A 20,601-nucleotide genomic window follows, 5' to 3' on the forward strand; every position below is an offset into this window, starting at 1 on the left:
TATTCGTGCGGAACACCTGTCACACCGGCCACACTGGACTCCGCCTTGGGGGAAATGCTTGGGAGGACTCCCGAGGCGCCGAAAGGGATCTCGGGAGGGAGACCTGGTGTTGAGCGGAGTGGTGCCACCGGCGCTCTGCCCGCCCGCCGTACTCGTGGTGAACGGGGCGGGGGCCGGCGAGCTGCTGTCGGCGAGCCTGAACGCTCTCACCGACCAGGTGCTCGCGACCCACGCTCCCACTCTCCCCGCCGCCCTCGAGACCCTCGCCGCGGGGACCTTCGACTGCGTCCTGGCCCACGTCGGGACGCCCGACGTCATCGCCGCCGACGTCGCCCACACCCTGCGGACCCGCGCCGGTGGCGCCGCCACCGTGCTCGTCGTCGACGACCACTGCGTGGTGCCCGACTCCCTCGAGGACCTCGCCGACCTGGTGCTGCGCGAGGGCGACCTCGAGGGCGACTGGCTGCGGCTGCTGCGGCGCGCGATCGAGCACGCCCGGGTCCGGACGTCGCTGCGCGAGGCGGAGGCCTCGGTCGCGCGGCTCGCCGGGATCATGGACTCGGTCGCCGACGCGGTGTTCACCACCACCGTGGACGGCCGGGTCGCGACCTGGAACGACGGCGCCGAGCGGCTCTACGGCTACCCTGCCTCCGAGATGGTCGGCCAGCACATGGCGGCGCTCCACCCGCCGGGCTCCGACGAGCCGCGGCGGATCCTCGCGATGGTGCGCTCCGGGCAGCCGATCCAGGGGCTCGACACCCTGCGGCGCACCAGCGACGGCCGGATGGCGCAGGTGTCGATCAGCGTCAGCGCCATCCCAGACGAGCACGGCGACGTCGGCGGGCTCGTCGTCGTCGCCCGAGACATCAGCGACCGGCTCGAGCTCGAGGCCGAGCTGGTGCGCCAGACCATGCACGACGCGCTCACCGGGCTGCCCAACCGATCCTTCCTGACCTACCGGCTCACCCAGGCGCTCGCCGAGGGGCGCCGCCGCGGCGACCCGGTCGCCGTACTGCTCCTCGACCTCGACCAGTTCCGGGCCGCGAACGACGTGCACGGCCACCTGACCGGCGACCGGGTGCTCACCGAGGTCGCACTCCGGCTGCGGACGCTGGCCCGGCCGATCGACGCCGTCGCGCGCATCGGCGGCGACGAGTTCGTGCTGGTCTGCCCGGGCACCGACGTCGAGGCGGCCGGCCGGGTGGCCGAGCAGGTCATCGCGGCGATCAGCGCGCCGATCGCGGTCGACCACCGTGCCGTGCGCATCGGCGCCAGCGTCGGCATCGCCGTCTCGCCGCCGCTGGACTGCGACGCGGAGACCCTGCTCAAGCGCGCGGACGCCGCGATGTACGAGGCGAAGGCCCGGGGCCGCTCGCGCAGCCAGGTCTTCGACCCCGCGCTCGCCCGGCTCGCCGCCGACCAGCGCCTGCTGGCCGCCGACCTGCGCGCGGCCCTCGACGCCGACGGGCTCGAGCTGCACTACCAGCCCGTGGTCGACATCCGGACCGACCGGATCGTCGGCGTCGAGGCCCTCGCCCGGTGGCACCACGCGGTGCGGGGCGCCGTACCGCCCGGCACGTTCGTGCCGCTCGCCGAGGCGCACGGCTTCGTCTCCGACCTGGACCGGTGGGTCCTCGACCGGGCCTGCCACCAGACCGCCGCCGCCCTCAGCACCGGCGAGCTCGCGCCCGGGGTGCGGGTCGCGGTGAACCTCTCGGCCCGGTCGCTGGACGACACCGGGCTCGTGGACATGGTGGCCGCGGCGCTGGACCGCTCCGGGCTGCCCGCCTCCGCGCTGGTCCTGGAGATCACCGAGACGGCCATCCTGCAGAACCGCGACGCGGCGCGCACCTCGCTCGCCGGGCTGCGAGCCCTCGGCGCCGGGGTTTCGCTCGACGACTTCGGCACCGGCTACTCCTCGCTCAGCTTCCTGCGGGAGCTGCCGGTGACCGGCGTGAAGGTCGACCGCTCGTTCGTGCGCGACTCCGTCGAGCAGCCCAGCGACCGCGCGATCGTCGAGTCGATCATCCGGCTCGCGACCGGGCTGGGTCTGGAGACCATCGCCGAGGGCGTCGAGACCGAGGCGCAGCGCGACCTGCTGCGCGACCTCGGCTGCGCCCGCGCGCAGGGCTTCTGGTGGAGCCCCGCCGTGCCCATGTCGGAGCTCCCGGGCAGCCGGGCCGCGGCCCGGATGGCCCGGCTCGTCCCGGCCGAGGCGGTCGCGCCGGCGCGCCCGCTCCGGCGCTCCCGGCGGGTGGAGCCCGTCGTCGCCGCGGCCCGGACCACCGCCTGCTGCCTGCGCGGCGGCCTCGAGGCCGGACAGGCCTGGCTGGTCGTCGCGACCGACACCCGCCGCGAGGGCTTCGCCCGCGCGCTCGGTCCGCTGCACGCGAGCATGCTGGCCCGCGGCCAGCTCGTCGAGCTCGACGCCTACGACACGCTGCGCAAGGTGACCGCTGCCGACGGTGGTCTCGACCCGGTGCGCTACGACCAGGTCGTCGGGGCGGCGCTGCGCCGTCTCGGCGCCGCCAGCGACCAGGTGGGCGTGCACGCCGAGTTCGGCCACGTCACCCGGCCGCTGCTCAGCCAGCAGGTCTCGTCCGACCTGCGGGCGCGGCTGCAGGGCGCGGCCCGGCTGACGCTGGCGTACGGCGACCACCCGGCGGACTGCTCCGCGCACGGCGGCGTCCTCGTCGCCGCGCGCCTCGCCGCCGACGGCTCGAGCGCCGTCTAGCCTTCGCTGCCGGGGCCCGGGTCCTGGTCGGCGACCCCGACCCGGCCGCCGCCGCGCTGCTTGGCCCGGTACATCGCCTCGTCGGCCCGGCGGACCAGCTCGTCGAAGCCGTACGGCGGTGCCACGGCGATCCCGATGCTGAGGCTGGTCACGTGGTCGCGGCCGCCGACCCGCACCGGCTCCCGGCAGGCGTCGAGGATGCGCTGCGCGACGACGAGCGCCTCCTCGATGCCGGTGTCCTCACAGATCACCGCGAACTCGTCGCCGCCCAGGCGGCCGACGGTGTCGGTCCCCCGCACCGAGGCCAGCATCCGCTCGGCGACCTCGCGCAGCACGGTGTCGCCGGCCTCGTGCCCGAACCCGTCGTTGACCTGCTTGAACTCGTCGAGGTCCACGAACAGCACCGCGGTGCCGCGACCCTCGAAGCGGCGCTGCCGGGCGGCGGCGGTCTCGAGGCGGTCGAAGAACAGGTAGCGGTTGGGCAGCGAGGTGACCGGGTCGTGCAGGGCGCGGCGGCGCAGCGCCCGCTCGGCGAGCCGGGCGTCGGTGACGTCGTAGACCGACACCAGGGAGCCCAGGTGGCCGTTGCGGCTGTTGAGCGGGCGGCGCGACACCTCGAGGATCCGCTCGCTGCCGTCGGGACGCAGGTGCACGACCTCGTGCGAGGCGACCTCCTCGGCGGAGCGCAGCTCGGGGAAACCGAACAGCTCGCGCGGGTCCGCGCCGTACAACTCCTCGACGGTCCGCCCGACGATGTCGGCGGCGGTCTCGTTGGTGAACATCACCTTCCCCTCCGGGGAGGTCGCCATGATGCCCTCCTGGGCGGTCTCGACCATCGCCCGGTGCAGCGCCTCGGAGAGCCGCAGCGCCTCCTCGGTGCGCACCCGCTCGGTGACGTCGCGCAGGTTGGCGACGATGCCGCCGATCTCGGGGTCGTCGAGGCAGTTGGTCGCGGTGATCTCCATCCACCGCCAGCGCTGCTCGCCGTCGCGCACCCGCATCACGACGTGCTCGGCGCTGCGCGGCTCGGCGAGCAGCCGGCCGCGCAGGCCGCCGACGGCCCGGGCGTCGGAGGGGTGCAGGAAGTCGGGGCCGCGGGCGAGCAGCACGTCCTCGGGAGGCAGGCGCAGCAGGCGCGCCAGCGCACCGGAGACGTAGACGATCCGCAGCCGGCGGTCCATCACGACGGCGGTCTCCCACGCCCGCCGGGCCAACGCCTCGGTGATGCGGACCCGGGCCACGTCGGGATCGGCGGTGTCGTCGTCCCCGACCGCCCGGTCCCCGTGGTCGACCTCCGGACCGACGCGGTCGACCCGGCCCAGCCAGCCGTCGAGGTCGTCGCCGTCGTCGAGGTCGCCGACGGACGCGGCGATCGCGTACGGGCGGCCCCCGGGCTCGCGCAGCAGCGCCGCGTCGAGGACCAGGCTGAGCTCGCGGTCCTCGGAGTCGCGGAACAGGCCGCGGTAGCTGATCGAGTCGATCTCCCCGGCTCCGAGGCGCTCGAACCGGGCGAGCACGTCCTCCGCGTCCACCGGGTCGACGAGGTCCACGACCTCACAGTCGGCGAACCAGCCCTCGCCGTGCCCGAACAGCTCGCACCAGGCCGGGTTGACCGACTCGAGGTGGCCGTGCAGGTCGAGGATCGCCTGAGGGGTGGTGGCCTGGTCGAAGTGTGCGCGCGACATCTCCAGCGCGAGCGCGAGCTCGCGCTGCTCGTGCAGCTGGGCCGTCACGTCCCGCAGGATCACGACCACGCCGGTGATCACGTCGTCGGGCCCGCGCACGGGCCCGAGGGTGACCTGGGCCGTGAACGTCGATCCGTCGCGGCGCAGGCCCTGGTCGATGTACGGCTCGACCCGGTCGCCCGCGAGCAGCCCGGCGACCGCGGCGTCGCGCCGGTCGCCGCCGTCCCCCGGGAACAGCACCGCGAACCCGCGGCCGGCGAGGTCACCGGCCCGCCAGCCCAGGACCTGCTCGATCGCGGGGCTCGCCCACGCGATCACGGCGTCGGTGTCCAGCGAGAGGATGCAGTCGTGCGAGGTCGCGGCGATGCTCGCCAAGAGCTGCCCCTGGTCGATCTCGCGCATCTTTCCCCCGGACGGCGAACAGGCCACGAGATCGTCTGCTCCCGAAGCGAGTGACACGAGCGGTTCGCCCAGCACCGCGCCGTTCCCCGTCATGCTAATGGCCGATCCTTCCGGTCCTGAGAACTAATTCCAGAATCATGTCGCTGTCGCCCCCCGGTCGGCAGGAGAGTGCCCTGCGGCGCCGTGCGTCGGTTCCCCCTGTTGTTGCCTTCTTCATCGGCTCCGACGCGAGTCCGCTTGAGCGCGCGAGCCGCTGGGTTCGGAGTCAGCCGAGGCCGACGAGGCGAAGGTACGCCGCCGCGAGCGGCTCGCCCGCGAGCATGCCGATCGCGGCGCCGCTGAGCAGGAACGGCCCGTGCGGCACCTGGGACCCGGCGCGGGCGCGGCCGGAGAGCAGCAGGGCGATGCCGACCACGGCACCGACCACGAAGCCGCTGCCGAGGCCGACGACGGCGGGACCCCAGCCGAGCCAACCGAGCGCCAGCCCGAGGACCGGGGCGAGCGCCACGTCGCCGAGCCCCATGCCGCGTCCGGCGGTGAGCAGCCAGATGCCGCCGTACACCGCCAGCCAGAGGCCGGCCGCCAGGAGCGCCGGCACGACCGGTTCGGCGCCGTGACGAGCGGTGTCGATGGCCAGGGCGATCACCGTGCCGACGGCCATCGCGCCGGTGATCGCGAACGGCAGCCGTCGGTGGTCGAGGTCGATCACGAACAGCGCGACGCCCGCGGCCGCGACCACGAGCGCGGCGGCGGCGTACGGCGTGGAGCCGAAGCGCCAGCCGACACCGGCGAACAGCAGGCCGGAGGTGAGCTCGACGAGCGGGTAGCGAGCCGCGATCGGGGCGGCACAGTCGCGGCAGCGGCCGCGGAGCACCAGCCAGGAGAGCACCGGGACGTTGTCGCGGGGGCGCACCGGGTGGGCGCACGCGGGGCAGGCCGAACCGGGCGAGACCAGGGACAGGCCGGCGGGAACCCGGTGGATCACGACGTTGAGGAACGAGCCGATCAGCAGCCCCAGCACGCCGAGGGTGACGAGCGCGACGGCGGGCAGGGCGGGCGTCACCGCACCGGCTCCATCGCGGCGCGCAGCTGCTGCTGCTCGGCGGTGCCCAGCACGGCGACGAGGTCGTCGCGGACCAGGCCGGAGCGTGCGGACCGCGCGGCGGCCAGGTCCCAGCGGAGGTCGACGGTCACCAGCTCGTGGTCACCGGCGTCCACTGCCGCCTGCACGAGGTAGGCCTCGAAGGACGCGGAGTCGGCCTGGTCACCCAGCCGCGCGGCGGCGTCCCGCTCGCCCTCGGCCGCCAGCTGGTCCGCGATCGCCGAGCAGTCGGCGGCCGCCACCCGCAGCTCGTGCACGAGCTCGTCGGCCGAGTGTGCTCCCAGGCGGTCGCCGGCGGGCGACGCCGCGTCACCGGGGAGAGCCGGGAGCGCATCGTCGAGATGGGCGAGGTCGGCCAGCCGCCCGGTGAGCAGTCCGTGCACCGACTCGTCGAACGTCGTCACCATCGCACCCCGAGCCGCCTCGACGATCGACCGCACGGTGACGGCGCCACGGGGCTGGGTGGCCACGGCCCCGATCGCCTCAGCGATCGAGTCGCCGATCGCGGCGAGCTGCAGGAGCGGCTCGGGAGCCTGGTCGAGCCCGTTCTCCCAGAGCAGCTCCTCGAGGACATGCACGTCCGCCGCCCAGGCCGCGAGCGCGGCGCGGCGCAGGTCACCGCGCTCGGCGTACCGGCGCGACAGGTCGGTGAAGTCGGCGCCACTGCGCACGTCGTCCATCACGGTCCTCCCTCACGCGGCCGAGCGGCGCAGCCGCCGGCGCTGCCGGCGCGGCTCGACCACGGCCGGCGGTGGGACGGGGACCACGTGCTCGTCCTCGTCGGGCAGCGGAGGCTCGCCGACCTGCTGGACGGGCGGATCCGTGGGCGGGTCGACGGGCGGGTCCGGGTGCAGCGCGAGGGGCGGGTCGGCCGGCGTGTCGATCACCGGGCGCGCGACGGGAGCCAGTGCCGCGACCCGCGACCCGGGCAGCACCGGTCGGGTCAGTCCGCCCGGCTGCTCGAGCCGGTCGAGGGCCGCGGTGAGCCGGTCCAGGACGTAGCGGGCGTCGACACCGGGTGCGCAGTCGCTGGAGACCGCGCGCACGGTGGCCCGGACCTGGGCACGGGACGACGCCAGGACGGTCGCCGCGTCCGTCGTGTTGCCGGCCGGGTCGTGTGCCGGCTCGGGCAGCTGCGCCAGGGCCGCCTCCAGGCACTGCACCTGGGCGCGCAACGTGCGGACCTCGACGCTCCGCCCGGCGGGCGCGAGCGTGTCGGGCTCGCCCACGTGGTCGTCCCCGTCCTCGGCGCCCCGGGGCTCGTCGGTCTCCACCGTCGCGGCCGGCCGGGCGCGCCGGCGCGTCGTGCGGAGCACGAGCAGCCCGAGGAGCGACAGGAGCATCAGGCCGAGGCCCCCGGCGAGGGCCGGCAGGTCGGCGTTCGCGAGCAGATCCACGGGTCATCCCTCCGGGTCGGTCGTGGCGGCGGTGCCGGTGGTCGTGCCGGCGGCGGGTGCGTCGTCGGGGTCCTCAACCGGGGACATCACGAACATGTCGCCGGTGATCGACGTCGTGAACACCCCGGCAGCCGGGTCGCCGCTCACGGAGACCGACGTGACGAGGTAGGCGCGCGGCATGTGCTCGAGGTTCTCCAGCAGCACCTGCGTCTGGTCGTAGCTGCCGGTCACGGCGACGGTCACGGTCTGGCGCGCCAACTGTGCACCGGCGGCCGGAGCCCCGGCCGCGCCGGCCGCTGGCGCACCGTCGGCTGCCGCGCCGCCCGCTGCCGCGCCGTCCGCTGCCGCGCCGTCGGCTGCGACACCGGCGGCGCCGATCACCGGAGGCGTGGGCGTGAGCGTGGTGACGCCCTGGGCGCCGATGCCGGCGTCGACGGCAGCCGTCGTGACGGCCTCGAACAACCCCGGCTGATCGGCCGTGGCCGGGAACTTCTGGGCCATCCGCCGGGCCGTGCGCCGGGTCTCGGGCAGCTGCTGCTGCTGCTTGACCAGCGAGGCGAGCTGGGTGGTGAGGACGGCGTTCTGGTCGCGGATGTCGGCCACCGACTGGCGCGTCTCGGCCAAGGTGGAGGTCTCCGGTCCCACGGCGACGGTCCAGCCGAGGGCGGCCACGACGAGCAGCCCGAGGCCACCCAGGACCTTGGTCGCGGTCGGTGAGGTCAGGTCCATCAGGGCTGCCCTCCTCCGTCGGCCTGGGTCGCGGCGTCGGTCTCCCCGGCAGCGGGCGCCGCCGCGGGTCCGCCCGGCGCGGTCGGGACCGTGGGGTCGCCGTACCGGCCGCTGTAGGCCTTCTCCGAGAGCCCGACGGACCCGCTGAAGGTCACCGCCTCGCTGTCGGCGGTGGTCGTCGTGGAGATGAACGGCTCCACGAACAGTCCGGAGTGGCCGAGGGCGATCACCAGCTCGCCGACCTCGGCGCGGCTGGTGGCGGTGCCGGAGAGCTGCACGCAGCCCACGACGACACGGGTGTTGAACGGGTCGGGGCCGGGGCAGGCGGCGCCGTCGGTCGCCGGGGCCGCACCGGGTACGGCGGCTCCGGTGACCGCGACCGCGAGCGTGGTCAGCCGGGCGCCGACCGGGAGCGCGTCGCGCACGCCGGCGAGCACGTCGCTGACCCACACCTCGCCGGCCATGGTCGCCGCGACGGTGCGCTCCTGGAGCGCGACGCCGTTGACGAAGGTCCGCACGGGTGCGAGCAGCTCGGTCTGCGCGGTCAGCCGCTGGCTCTGGGCCTGCTCGACCTCGACGAGCTTCTCCTGCTGCGACACCCGGACGTGCTGGGCACCCCAGCCCAGGCCGACGAGCAGGACCAGCACGAACGCGGCGGCCAGGAAGCGCTGGCGCAGGCGCCGCGCCGCGAGCCGGTCGAACTGGGACTGGGAGAGCAGGTTGACGGCCGGCATCGTGGCGTCGACGTCCGCGACGGGCCGGATGCGGGCGCGCTGGTGGGTGAGCCTCACAGCGACGCCCCCACGCACAGGCCGGTCGGCACCGCCAGGCTCGCGACGGCGGCGTCCTCGAGCCGGTCGAGGCGCAGTCGGCCGGACGCCTTGACCTGATTGCGGATGTCGAGGCGCTCCACGGGCAGCGCGAGCCGCGCGGACAGCTGCTCGGCGAAGCCACCGAGCAGGGACCCGGCCCCGGACAGCAGCACCCGCTCCACGCGGCGCTCCTCGGCGGCGTCGCGGTAGAAGTCCAGCGTGGTCCCGATCTCGTCGGCCAGCTCGACCACGGCCTCGGCGACCACCCGCTGAGCGGCGTGGTCGAGCCCGTCGTGGGGCTCGCCGACGACGCTGCGCTGGAGCGGGTCGAGGTGGGCGTGGCCGGGCAGCCCGACGTACACCTTGGTGCGCTCGGACTCCTCCCAGGTCCAGCCGTAGCGCTCCTGGATCGCCTCGGTGACGCTGTCACCTCCGGCGCCGGGGATCATCCGGACGTATCGCGGCACACCGCCGGTGTGCACCACGACGGAGGTGACGTCGGCGCCCACGTCGACGATCGCCTCGGTGGCCGCAGCGTCCAGGGTGGGCTCGCCGGTGCGGGCCCGCAGCAGGGCGAACGGCAGCAGGTCGACGGCGACCACCCGGAGGCCCGCGCGCTTCGCGGCGTCGACGAACGCGTCGACCACCTCGCGGGCGGCGGCGACCAGCATGATCCGGGAGACCCGGCGCGTGGTGCCGTCCTCGTTCTGCACCTCCAGCTCCTCGAGCAGGTGGTAGTCCAGGTTGGCCTGGTCCACCGAGAACGGCAGCACGTCCTGGACCTGGAAGCGCAGGGCCTTGCGGAAGTCGGCCGCGGGCATCCAGTCCAGGTCGAGCTGGCGCACGAGCACACCGGAGCTGCCGATGCCGAGCGCGACGTCCTTGCTGTGGAACCGGCCCTCGGCCCAGAGGCTCTTGAGCGCGTCGGTCAACGCCGCCGCGTCGGCGACCGCGCCGGCCCGGACCACTCCGGGCGCCAGCGGGACGCTGGCGAACCGCCGTAGCCTCGCGCGTCGTCCGCCCGGGACCACCTCGGCTGCGCGCGCGCCCGAGCTCCCGATGTCGAGTCCGACCAGGTTCCGGGACAAGGGTCACTCCGAGTAGGCGCCTCGCACTGACCAGGAGGCGCAGTGCGTCACCGAGGTCATCGGCCGGAGTCCGGGTGCACTTGAGGGCCGGGCCGCAGATTGCTCCGAAGGTCCACACCAGGTCCACGCCAGGTCGACTCCAGGTCCGCCGCGGCTCCGCCGCGCGCGCGTACGTCGCCCCGGGCGTGGTACATAGGGGACATGACGAGCTCCCCGGAGGCGACGACGCTCCAGATCGCGCCGTACCTCCAGGCCGTGGTGGTCAACCGCGGCTCGGACCTCCACATCAAGGTCGGCAGCGCACCCCGGATCCGGATCTCCGGATCGTTGGTGCCGCTCCAGGTCGACCCGATGACGGCGGAGGCGGTCGAGTCGCTGGTGCGCGAGACGATGCCTCCCGACGTCGCACGCCACTTCGACGAGACCAACGAGGCCGACTACGCGCTCGCGGTCGGCGGCATCGGCCGCTTCCGGGTCAACGCCTTCCGCTCGCGCGGCACCGTGGGGTGCGTGCTGCGGCTCGTGGGCGACGAGCCGAGGTCACTGGCCGACCTCGCCCTCCCCGACGTGATCCGGTCGCTGGCCCTGGAGCCCCGGGGGCTGGTCCTGGTCACCGGCCCGACCGGGTCGGGCAAGACCACCACACTCGCCGCGATGGTCGACGCGATCAACGAGGCCAGGGCCGTGCACATCCTGACGATCGAGGACCCGATCGAGGTGATCCACCGCGACAAGGTCGCCAGCGTCAACCAGCGCGAGCTCGGCACCGACACCGCCGACTGGTCGGTGGCGCTGCGGGCCGCCATGCGTCAGGACCCGGACGTCATCCTCATCGGCGAGATGCGCGACCCCGACACGGTCCGCGCCGCCCTGGCCGCGGCCGAGACCGGCCACTTCGTGATGTCGACGCTGCACACCACCGACGCGAAGGAGACCATCAACCGGGTGATCGACTTCTTCCCTCCCCACGAGCAGAAGCAGGTGCGCCTCGGCCTCGCGGCCTCCCTGCGCGGGATCGTCTGCCAGCGGCTCGTCCCCCGCGCCGACGGCGACGGTCGCGTGGTGGCGATGGAGGTGGCGGTCAACACCCCCCGCCTCGCCGAGGCCGTCGCCGATCCCGACCGCACCGACACGATCCCCGACATCGTGGCCGACGGCGGCTACTCCGGCATGCAGACCTTCGACCAGCACCTCGTGCGCCTCGTCCTCGACGGCTCGGTCTCGGTGGCCGACGCCAAGCTGGTGAGCTCGAACACCCACGACTTCACCGTCATGCTCAAGCGGGCCGGGGTCGACCCGGCCGTGGTCGACGCGGAGCCGGTCCGATGAGCCCCGCTGCGGGTCCGCGTCGTCGCCCGGTCGTCGACGCGATGTCCTCGGAGCTGCTCGCCGGCCTGCACCTCGACGAGCTGCGCAGTTACCGGCAACGGCTCGAGGCGGAGGAGGACCGGGTGTCCTACTGGCGGCGGCTCGTGCACGCGCGGCTCGACCTGCTGGCCGCCGAGTCGGCCTCCGACCACCCGCTCTCGGTCGACGACCTCGTGCGGGTCCTGGGCGACACCGGCACCGGCGGCACTCGGCGGGCCCTGGTCAGCATCCGCGCCGCCGAGCCGCTCCCCGAGCTGCCCGAGCTCGCCGCGATGTGGGGCGACGAGGTCGACCCGCGTGACCCGGAGCAGGTCGCGGACGTCGTGGAGCGGCTCACGGCCGCGGAGCAGCAGCTGACGACGTACCGCCGGGCGCTCCACGAGCGCATCGACGAGGCGACCGCCGAGCTCATCATCCGCTACCGCGCGAACCCGTCGGCCGCGCTCGCGCTGATCCCGGAGGGCTGAGCGGTGGCGCGTCGTGGCACGGACACCGTGTCCGCACTGGCGGCCGCCGGCCTGGTCACCGCCGCACAGGTGGAGGAGGCGGGCCGGCTCGCGACCGAGCGCTCCCAGACCGTCCTCGAGGTGCTCGTCGACCTCGGCTGGGTCGACCGCGCCACGGTGATGCGGACCGCGGCGGAGGCAGCCGGCCTGGAGTACGTCGAGCTCACGGATTTCATCGTCGACATGGCCGCCGTCAGCGCCGTGCCGGCCGAGTTCGCCCGCCGGGCCGGCATCCTGCCGCTGGCCCGCGAGGACGACGAGATCCTGGTCGCGGTCGCGCTCCGGCAGGCCGGCGACATCGAGCTCAAGGACGACCTGAGCCGGCTCACGGGCGCGCGGGTCCGGTTCGCCGTCGCGAACCGCGCGGACATCGAGACCAGGATCAACCAGGTCTACCGCGCCGAGGGCGAGCTGCACGACATCACCTCCGACCTGGAGGCCGACGACGACGCCGACGACCTCGGCAACCTGACCGAGGTGACCGACGAGGCACCGGTCGTGCGGTTCGTGAACCTGCTGATCTCGCAGGCGATCACCGACCGCGCCTCCGACATCCACATCGAGCCGACCGAGCGCGACCTGCGCGTGCGCTACCGCATCGACGGGGTCCTGCACGACGCGCACCGCTCGCCGAAGAACATCCAGAACGGCGTGATCTCCCGGCTCAAGATCATGGCCGACATGAACATCGCCGAGCGGCGGGTGCCGCAGGACGGCCGGATGTCGGTCACCCACCAGAACCGCCGGGTCGACCTGCGCATCGCCACCCTGCCGACAGTCTGGGGCGAGAAGGTCGTCGCCCGGATCCTCGACACCTCCCACACCCAGCTGGGTCTGGGCGACCTGGGGTTCAGCAACGAGAACTTCGACCGCTTCGAGGCGTCCTACAGCAAGCCCTACGGGATGATCCTCGCCACCGGTCCCACCGGGTCGGGCAAGTCCACGACCCTCTACGCGACGCTGAACATCCTCAACCGGCCCGACGTCAACGTGATCACGGTCGAGGACCCGGTGGAGTACCGCCTCGCCGGGATCAACCAGGTGCAGACCAACGCCAAGGCCGGCCTCACGTTCGCCTCGGCGCTCCGCTCGATCCTGCGCGCGGACCCCGACATCGTGCTGATCGGCGAGATCCGCGACCACGAGACCGCCCAGATCGCGGTCGAGGCGGCGTTGACCGGCCACCTGGTGCTCTCGACCCTGCACACCAACGACGCCCCGTCGGCGGTGAGCCGCCTGATCGAGATGGGGATCGAGCCGTTCCTGGTCGGGTCCGCGCTGGACGCCGTACTCGCCCAGCGGCTGTGCCGGTCGCTGTGCGAGCGCTGCAAGGAGGCGTACGTGCCCGACCAGGCGGAGCTGGAGCGGATCGGGTTCGACTGGGACCACGACGCGGGTCTGCCCACGGTCTACCGCGCCGCCGGGTGCGGATCCTGCTCCTACACCGGCTACCACGGCCGGATGGCGTTGCACGAGGTGATGACGGTGTCCGAGGAGGTGTCCCGGCTGGCCGTCGCCCGCGCCTCGACCGACGAGATCGCCCGGGTCGCGCGCGACCAGGGCATGGTGACGCTGAAGGCCGACGGCTGGGACAAGGTCCGGCAGGGTCGCACCTCGATCGAGGAGATCCTCCGGGTCGTCGCCTGACGTCCTCGCGGTGCCGGCGGGTCAGCCGATCATGTCGTAGATCTTGAACATCGGCATGTACAGCGCCACGATCATCGACCCGACCAGGCCGCCGAGGAACGCGATCATGAGCGGCTCGATCAGCGAGGTCAGCGCCTCGGTCATCGCCTCGACCTCGGCGTCGTAGAACTCCGCGATCTTCTTGAGCATCTCGTCGACGGCGCCGGCCTCCTCGCCCGAGGCGATCATCTGCACCACCATCGGCGGGAACACGTCGTGGTGGGACAGCGGCATGGCGATCGACTCGCCCTGGCGCACCGACTCCTTGACGTCGTTCAGGGCCCGGCCGATCACCACCGACCCCGTCGTGTCCGACACGATGTCGAGGCCCTGGAGGATGGGCACCCCCGCGGCGAGCAGGGTCCCGAAGTTGCGCGCGAACCTGGCGAGCGCGAGCTTGGAGAACAGCTTGCCGAACACCGGCATCCGCAGCTTGAACGGGTCCACGACGTTGCGCACCCGCTCGGTCTTGCCGTAGCGGCGCCAGGCCCACACGAACGCCGCGGTGCCGATCGCGAACGTCGGGACGAGGTACTTCATCGCCGCCGACAGCATCACCAGGATGCGGGTCGGCAGCGGCAGCTCCCCGCCGAGGTTCTCGAACATCTCCTTGAACACCGGCACGACGAACATCAGCATCGCGACGCACATCAGGATCGCCATGCAGAACACGACGGTGGGGTAGGTCAGGGCGGCCTTGATCTTGCTGCGCAGCTTGACCTCGGCCTCGAAGTTGTCGGCGATCTGTCGCATGGCGGTGTCCAGGAACCCTCCGGCCTCGCCCGCCTTGGCCATGCTGGTCATCAGCGGAGGGAAGACCTGGGGCCACTTCGCGAACGCCGAGGAGAGGCTGTAGCCGCCCTCGATGTCCTGCTTCACCGCACGGAGCACCTTGCGCAGCTCGGTGTTCTCGACCTGCTCGGACATGATCGTCAGCGCGCGCAGCATCGTGAGGCCCGCGTCGATCATCGTCGCGAACTGCCGCGCGAACACCGCCAGGTCCTTCTGCTTGACCCGCTTCTTGAACCCGAGGTGGATCTCCTTCTGCATGCCGACGTTGGCCGGGCGCACCTGGAGCGGCGTGTAGCCCATCGACCGCAGCTTGTCGACGACGGCCGACTCCGAGGCCGCCTCGACCTTGCCCTCGGAGAACCGGCCCTGGGCGTCGCGGACCTTGTAGGCGTACTGGATGGCGGCGACCATCACCGCCACCCACCCTGCTGCGGCTCAGCGGCGACGAGCGTGTCGTAGTCGGCCCGGTTGGTGCAGTGCTCGAGGCCCGCGTCGTAGTCGATCCGGCCGGCCTTGACGAGCGTGGCCAGGTGGGCGTTGAGGGTCTGCATGCCCTCACGGCCGCCGGCCTGGAGGGCGCCCTGGATCTGCTGGAGCTTGTCGTCGCGGATCATCGCGCGGATCCCGGAGTTGCAGACCATCACCTCCACCGCGGCGGCGCGGCCCTTGCCGTCGCGGGTCTTCACCAGCGTCTGGCACACCACGCCCTGCAACGTGGCGGCGAGCTGGGTGCGGATCTGCTGCTGCTGCTCGGCCGGGAACACGTCCACGACGCGGGTGATCGTGTCCTGGGCCGACTGGGTGTGCAGGGTCGCGAAGACCAGGTGGCCGGTCTCGGCCGCGGTGAGCGCCACCGAGATCGTGTCGAGGTCGCGGAGCTCGCCGACCAGGATCACGTCGGGGTCCTGGCGCAGCACGTGCTTGAGGGCGTCACGGAAGCCGTGGGTGTCCTCCCCGACCTCGCGCTGGTTGACGATGCATCCGCGGTGCTCGTGGAGGAACTCGATCGGGTCCTCGATCGTGACGATGTGGCCGCGACGGCTCCGGTTGATCTGGTCGATGATCGCCGCCAGCGTCGTGGACTTGCCCGAGCCGGTCGGGCCGGTGACGAGCACCAGGCCGCGCTTGAGGGTGCCGAACCGGCTGACGACCTCGGGCATGCCGAGCTCCTCGAGCGGCTTGATCTCCCACGGGATGGCGCGCATCACCGCGCCGATGTGCTCGCGCTGCTGGAAGACGTTGACGCGGAACCGCGCACTGCCGGGCACGGCGTAGGAGAAGTCCAGCTCGAGCTGCTCCTCGAACACCTTGCGCTGCCGCTCGGTCATGATGCCGTAGAGCAGGATCCGCAGCTGGTCCGCGTCGAACGCGGCGTACCCCTCGATCGGCTCCATCTCGCCGCGCCGCCGCACGGTGGGCGGGGCGTTGTGGGTCAAGTGGAGGTCGGAGGCGCCGACCTCGAGGACGTGCAGGAGCAGGTCGTCGAGGTTGACCCGCGCGCCGACGGGAGCCGGCGGGGTGGGAGCCGGCGCCGGGCTGACGGCCACCGGTGCGAGCGTCGGTGGCGGGGCGACCGCCGGTGCCGGGGCGGCCGGGCGCGCGGCCAGCGGGAGGCCGAAGCTGAGCGGCGGACTGTCGGTCACGGGGTCCTCTCGGGCAGGCCGGGCGGGTGGGTGGTCACCTGGAACATCGGCTGCCGTCACCGGCGCCTTGAGGGGGTGGCCGGGCCGATCAGTCCTCCTCGGAGTAGTCCGAGACGGTCATCGTCAGCAGGGCGGGGTTGGAGCCGTCGCCGGTGCAGGTGGCGGGCTCGAGGGAGGTGTTGCCGCTGAAGTCGATCGCCTCGGCGAACAGGCCACCCCAGAGCTGGCCGCCGTTCAGCGTGGCCACGCCGGTGCCCCCGCCCGGTGAGAGCAGGAAGACCGACGCGCCGACCTGGGCACTCGCGTCGCTGGGAGAGATGACCGCGTTGCCGTTGCGGATGATCACCACGGCTCCCGTGCACGCACCGGACTCGGTGTTGAACGGTGCGGGGATCTGCGAGAGGTCGACCTCCGGCGCGCGGCCGTTGTGGGTGGGGCCGCCGAGGTCGAAGAAGTACACGCCCCGCGTCGCGGTCGCCGTGGGCCAGGCGACCGACGTCGTGTAGGTCTCGTCCTCCTCGGCGATCTCCTTGAGCCGCTCGACCTGGTCGTCGGTCAGCGGCGGATAGGCCAGGCCGAACGTGTCCTGCATGCCCTGCTGGCTCACGATCCGCGATCCCCAGACCCGGTCGTTCGCCGGGTCGTCCGGGTCGGGCGGGCCGAACACCGCGTCGTTCGGGACGCCGCCCGGGGTCTTGGCCACGATGTCCGTCCAGCACGGCGTCCCCGCCAGCGAGCCGCCCAGGGCGTCCTGGTCGAACGGGAAGGCGGGCTCGCACCACGCGTCTCCGGCGTGGATGGACCGGGATGGGGTGTCGCACCAGCTGGCCGGCCCGTCGACGATGAGGCCCGAGGTGTGCACGCCGGCGGGGATGCCGTGGGCGGCGTCGAACCCGGTCACCTTCAGGGAGGAGCGGCCCCGCATCGGGAAGCATCCCGTGGTGAACACGCTCTGCCCGGTGATGGTCGCGTTGCCGCTGCTGTTGCCCTGGATGGTCTTGGCATAGATGCCGGTCCCGAACCCGAAGTTCGTGACCACCACCTTCGCCGTCACGCTCCGACACGGGCCGTCCACGCCCTGGCAGCTCGCGTGGGTCGCTCCGTCGACCGTGCCGGTGGAGTGCACGACGTACACGCCCTCGGCCGGGCGGGTGGCGAGGAACCGGGCCCGCTCCTCGACCCAGGCGGAGAACCGCGCACCTCCCGGGGCGGGCACCGCCGGGCCGACCGCCTGGTTGGCGCCGTACGCCGAGTCGCAATCGGTCCACGACGGGGACGCCGGAGTCCCGACATCGCGGCAGCGGAGGGTCGACACGCCGTTCTGGCGCATGAACGTCACCGCCTGCGCCACCCCTGCCTCGGCAGCCGCCAGCACCCGCGTGGCCTCGTTCGAGCGCCGGGAGCCCTGCAGGTTGCTCACCGTCACCGCGGTCAGGGTGGCACCCAGCGCGGTGAGCATCAGCAGCACCATCAGGACCATGATGATCGCGGAGCCCTCGTCGCGGGGAGCGGCGTCGTGAGGTCGGTACTCAGCAGGCACTGGGTCCTCCAGCGGTGATGTCGACGTTGCGCAGGAACACATCGGTGGCGTAGGTCCGCTCGTGGCCCCCGAGCGAGGCGGTCATGGTCAGGCGCACCCGGTCGACCTGGCCCAGCTGTGCCGGGCACCACCAGCCGTCGGTGCCACTCGGTGCGGCGGTCGGCGCGGCTGCCGGACCGAGCTCCGCCCAGGAGCTCCCCATGTCGGGTGCCGCGGGCAGCGGGCTCCAACGGCTGCTCCACAGCTGGAGGCAGAGTTGCGACACCTTGGCGGCGAGGATCGGCTGCTCCTGCGGCACGGGGATGTCCTCGCTGAGGATCAGCTTCTCCGCCGAACGGTCCCAGTGGTAGGCGACGTTGGACGGGACGCTCGACGTGTACGTCGACTCTCGGAACGCGATGCCGGTGAACTCACCGGTCGCGCACCCGCTGCCGGCGTACGCGGGGATCACCTTGGTGACCGCCGCCGCATCCCGGAGGTCGCGCGCGAGCCGGGTGAACGCGATGCGCGACTCCTCGTTGAGGTCGACCGAGGACGACGTGTCGTGGGTGACTCGCGCCGTGGCGATGCCGAAGGTGAGGAACAGGGTGCCGAGGACACCGAAGAGCCCCAAGGCCACGAGGATCTCGATCAGCGTCACGCCGGCGTCGTCGCGGTCGCGCTCGCGACGGGGGGTCATGAGTCCGACTCCGAGCTGCACGAGGCTGCGCCGAGCGTGATCACGACCGAGGAGTCGAGATCAGGGGCCCCGGAGAGACGGCGGGTCGGTGCCGTGGTGATCGTGAGTCCGGGCACCTCGACCCGCACGCTCGACCCGTCCGGCGTCACCGTCCCCGCTGCGAGGGTCCAACCCTCGATGTAGGACTGAAGGCTCTCCTCACCGACGGAGTAGAAGCCCGGCTGGTGCGCGACCGGATCGACGGTCTGGTACGCCGTCCCGTCCCACGCCTCCACGCTGACCGTGAGCGCCTTCGAGCCGCTGCCGACGCCGTCGACCACGGAGCAGGAGGCGTAGGACTGGTTGAGCGTGACCCGCACGATGCCTTCAGGCGCAGCATCGGTCGGCAGCACGGCGAACGACGTCGCGTGTCCTCCGGCACACGCCGCGGTGTCGCGCACGGTCTGGGAGCCCGAGTGCATCGCGGTCGTGAGATACGACGCCGCGCTCACCCGGTCCACCGACCCGGGCAGGCCCGGACAGTCGGTCACCGCCCCGGCGGCAGCCCCCGAGAGCTGGACGACGGGGCCGGCCCAGGTCTGGGTGGAGGTGCTGGCGCCGACGTTGTCGAAGGTGAGGGCGCCGGCGCCGGCGTCGACAACGGACGAGCGCACCGGGGTCGCGGGTGCGCCGATGCTCGGGAGTCCGCCGTCGGTCGAGATCCCGCCGCCGAGGTCGGATCCGACGCGGCTGCGCCCGAAGCACAGCAGCGCGGTGCAGCCGGTCCCCCAGTCGGGGATGACGTCCACCGGCGCGAGGGTCGAGACCGAGGGCGGCGCGGACACGGTCGTGGTCGCGCCGTACGCCAGCTGGCTCGTGCTCGGGTCGCCCGTCGCCACCCGCGCCACGACCCCGGAGAGGCTCACCTCCGCCGTGCTGATGTCGCTCACCGATGCCGCGAGGCTGACGACGCCGGCCGTCAGCGTCTCCATGGCCCCGCTCGGCGCCATGGAGGTCACCTGGACCGCGGTCGCCTGTGCGCGAGTGCGGACCAGCGTGGCCCCCGAGTCGTGCTTGGCGATCTGGGTGGAGAGCGAACGTGCCACCACGGCTCCGCGATCGGTGTAGAGGACCGTGACGGTCACCCCCACCTGCGATGAGGGTGGGTAGTTCGTGATCGCGTGGTTGCTGTCGTATCCCGCCCGCGGCGTCGCCGCCTCGGGCGTGGGGCTCGCGGCGGACCCGCCGGTGACGAACTGCAGGTCGTAGACCAGCGCGATCGTGCCCAGCTCGGGATCGGTCGTGGGCCGGACGGTGCGGTAGAACGGACCGCTGGGCGGGTCGTAGGCACATCGCGTGCCGGTGATGTACCCCGTGCCCTCCGTGGTGGTGGGGATGAGCAGCTCGCCCGGCGCGGACTCGCAGGCGAGGTCCGGGACCGGTGCCGTCAGGTCCGGGAAGTAGATGTCGAGCAGGTCGACGTCCTGGTCGGTGCCGCCGACGTCGCTGCCGAGGGACACCCGGTACGGCAGCCCGCGCAGCCGCTCGACCTGCTGCTGCAGGATCCCCTGCGTCACGCCCTCGCGGTCGGCCTTGGCGACCGAGCGGATGCCGGACACGAACTGGGGCAGCAACGCGGTCGCGGCGACGAGGAAGATCCCGAGGGCCACGACGACCTCGATCAGCGTGAAGCCGTCGTCGGCTCGGCGTCGGCCGGATCGCCTGAGCTCAGCCATGGAGGTCCACCCGTCCGGTGAGCGCGGCGACGCAGATGCGGTAGGTCTTGTCGGACCCGTCGCGGGTGACCAGGACGTCGAAGGCCTTGACGCTGCCGCAGGCCACGTCGGTCGACGGATCGGTGCTCCCCGGCCAGCTGGCGGTCCCACGAGGGGTGAACAGCAGCGGCGCGGTGGTGACGGGCTCGAGGTGCACCGCCGCGGACTCCAGACCGTAGGGGCCCTCGACCTTGGTGCCGCTCGCGGGGTCGCAGGACGTGCGCCACACCGTGTAGGCCGAGGGCGTGAGCTCCACACACATCGATCGCCCCTCGGTGACCGCGCGCTGCTGGGCCTGCCGGAGCGCGGACTGCAGGGACCGGGCGGTGCCCTGGTGCTCGTGGGCGTGGGAGTAGGACGAGAAGCCGCTGACCGCGATCGCCATGACCACGCCCATCAGGACGATCGTGACCATGACCTCGATCAGCGTGAAGCCGGCATCGGTGCGGGATTCGCGCACGACGTTCCTCCGAGCAAGCATCAGCCTTCGTCGGGGTGCGGCCGCACCCCTGTCAGTACGTGATCGGCACAGGTGGGCCCGGACTTGAGCCGTCGGGCCGGCGCCGAGAAATTCTCAACGAACCCTCAAGGTCGCCTCGGCCGCTACCGACATCACTGGTGCACAGCCCTGCCGCCCCGATGGGTCGGCGAGGGCGCTCGACCTCATCCCCCCCTTAGAGGAGA

General features: G+C 73.0%; 17 protein-coding genes. 4 read left to right on the plus strand and 13 right to left on the minus strand.

What is annotated here, in order from left to right:
• Positions 1–106: 106 nt before the first annotated feature.
• Positions 107–2,734, plus strand: a complete 2,628-nt coding sequence (locus QQZ14_RS11445) for a putative bifunctional diguanylate cyclase/phosphodiesterase (RefSeq protein WP_284534414.1) — start codon at positions 107–109, stop codon at positions 2,732–2,734.
• On the opposite strand, the gene QQZ14_RS11450 is transcribed toward QQZ14_RS11445, so the two are convergent.
• The 7 genes from QQZ14_RS11450 to pilM all read right to left on the minus strand — a co-directional run bounded on the left by QQZ14_RS11450 (position 2,731) and on the right by pilM (position 9,949).
• A complete protein-coding gene (locus QQZ14_RS11450) occupies positions 2,731–4,821 on the minus strand; it encodes a sensor domain-containing protein (protein WP_284534415.1) in 2,091 nt (696 codons plus the stop codon). The two genes, QQZ14_RS11445 and QQZ14_RS11450, sit on opposite strands and share 4 nt — an antisense overlap.
• 265 nt (positions 4,822–5,086) lie before the next feature.
• Positions 5,087–5,884, minus strand: coding sequence for a prepilin peptidase (locus QQZ14_RS11455; protein WP_284534417.1), 798 nt, complete (start codon positions 5,882–5,884; stop codon positions 5,087–5,089).
• Positions 5,881–6,603 carry a hypothetical protein gene (locus QQZ14_RS11460; protein ID WP_284534418.1) on the minus strand — a complete coding sequence of 241 codons (723 nt, stop codon included), beginning with the start codon at positions 6,601–6,603 and terminating at the stop codon, positions 5,881–5,883. The genes QQZ14_RS11455 and QQZ14_RS11460 overlap by 4 nt, the downstream gene beginning before the upstream one ends.
• Before the next feature lie 12 nt (positions 6,604–6,615).
• Positions 6,616–7,320, minus strand: a complete 705-nt coding sequence (locus QQZ14_RS11465; RefSeq protein WP_284534420.1) for a hypothetical protein — start codon at positions 7,318–7,320, stop codon at positions 6,616–6,618.
• 3 nt (positions 7,321–7,323) lie between these two features.
• A complete protein-coding gene (locus tag QQZ14_RS11470; RefSeq protein ID WP_284534422.1) occupies positions 7,324–8,049 on the minus strand; it encodes a hypothetical protein in 726 nt (241 codons plus the stop codon).
• A complete protein-coding gene (locus tag QQZ14_RS11475; RefSeq protein WP_284534424.1) occupies positions 8,049–8,840 on the minus strand; it encodes a hypothetical protein in 792 nt (263 codons plus the stop codon). Before QQZ14_RS11475 ends, QQZ14_RS11470 begins: the two co-directional genes overlap by 1 nt.
• On the minus strand, positions 8,837–9,949 hold the full coding sequence (gene pilM, locus QQZ14_RS11480) for a type IV pilus assembly protein PilM (protein ID WP_284534426.1): 1,113 nt from the start codon (positions 9,947–9,949) through the stop codon (positions 8,837–8,839). Before pilM ends, QQZ14_RS11475 begins: the two co-directional genes overlap by 4 nt.
• A 201-nt stretch (positions 9,950–10,150) precedes the next feature.
• Here pilM and QQZ14_RS11485 point away from each other — a divergent pair, with 201 nt between their 5' ends.
• Genes QQZ14_RS11485 through QQZ14_RS11495 form a run of 3 tightly spaced genes read left to right on the plus strand, consistent with a single transcriptional unit; the run spans position 10,151 to position 13,470 of the window.
• A complete protein-coding gene (locus QQZ14_RS11485; protein WP_284534429.1) occupies positions 10,151–11,278 on the plus strand; it encodes a type IV pilus twitching motility protein PilT in 1,128 nt (375 codons plus the stop codon).
• The gene (locus QQZ14_RS11490) at positions 11,275–11,784 is read left to right on the plus strand and encodes an RsiG family protein (RefSeq protein ID WP_284534432.1); all 510 of its coding nucleotides are present in this window, start codon (positions 11,275–11,277) and stop codon (positions 11,782–11,784) included. Before QQZ14_RS11485 ends, QQZ14_RS11490 begins: the two co-directional genes overlap by 4 nt.
• A 3-nt stretch (positions 11,785–11,787) precedes the next feature.
• On the plus strand, positions 11,788–13,470 hold the full coding sequence (locus QQZ14_RS11495) for a GspE/PulE family protein (protein ID WP_284534433.1): 1,683 nt from the start codon (positions 11,788–11,790) through the stop codon (positions 13,468–13,470).
• A gap of 21 nt (positions 13,471–13,491) precedes the next feature.
• On the opposite strand, the gene QQZ14_RS11500 is transcribed toward QQZ14_RS11495, so the two are convergent.
• From QQZ14_RS11500 to QQZ14_RS11525, 6 genes are all read right to left on the minus strand, one after another.
• Entirely contained in the window at positions 13,492–14,712 is a 1,221-nt protein-coding gene (locus QQZ14_RS11500) for a type II secretion system F family protein (RefSeq protein ID WP_284534434.1), read from the minus strand.
• Entirely contained in the window at positions 14,712–15,944 is a 1,233-nt protein-coding gene (locus QQZ14_RS11505; RefSeq protein WP_284534435.1) for a type IV pilus twitching motility protein PilT, read from the minus strand. The genes QQZ14_RS11500 and QQZ14_RS11505 overlap by 1 nt, the downstream gene beginning before the upstream one ends.
• 88 nt (positions 15,945–16,032) lie before the next feature.
• Positions 16,033–17,484, minus strand: coding sequence for a hypothetical protein (locus QQZ14_RS11510; protein ID WP_284534436.1), 1,452 nt, complete (start codon positions 17,482–17,484; stop codon positions 16,033–16,035).
• The gene (locus QQZ14_RS11515) at positions 17,474–18,163 is read right to left on the minus strand and encodes a PulJ/GspJ family protein (RefSeq protein ID WP_284534437.1); all 690 of its coding nucleotides are present in this window, start codon (positions 18,161–18,163) and stop codon (positions 17,474–17,476) included. The genes QQZ14_RS11510 and QQZ14_RS11515 overlap by 11 nt, the downstream gene beginning before the upstream one ends.
• On the minus strand, positions 18,160–19,878 hold the full coding sequence (locus QQZ14_RS11520; RefSeq protein ID WP_284534439.1) for a type IV pilus modification PilV family protein: 1,719 nt from the start codon (positions 19,876–19,878) through the stop codon (positions 18,160–18,162). Before QQZ14_RS11520 ends, QQZ14_RS11515 begins: the two co-directional genes overlap by 4 nt.
• Positions 19,871–20,377 carry a GspH/FimT family pseudopilin gene (locus QQZ14_RS11525; RefSeq protein ID WP_284534440.1) on the minus strand — a complete coding sequence of 169 codons (507 nt, stop codon included), beginning with the start codon at positions 20,375–20,377 and terminating at the stop codon, positions 19,871–19,873. Before QQZ14_RS11525 ends, QQZ14_RS11520 begins: the two co-directional genes overlap by 8 nt.
• Positions 20,378–20,601: the final 224 nt, after the last annotated feature.

The organism is Nocardioides sp. T2.26MG-1 (assembly GCF_950101795.1).
In the GTDB taxonomy this organism is placed as follows: domain Bacteria; phylum Actinomycetota; class Actinomycetes; order Propionibacteriales; family Nocardioidaceae; genus Nocardioides.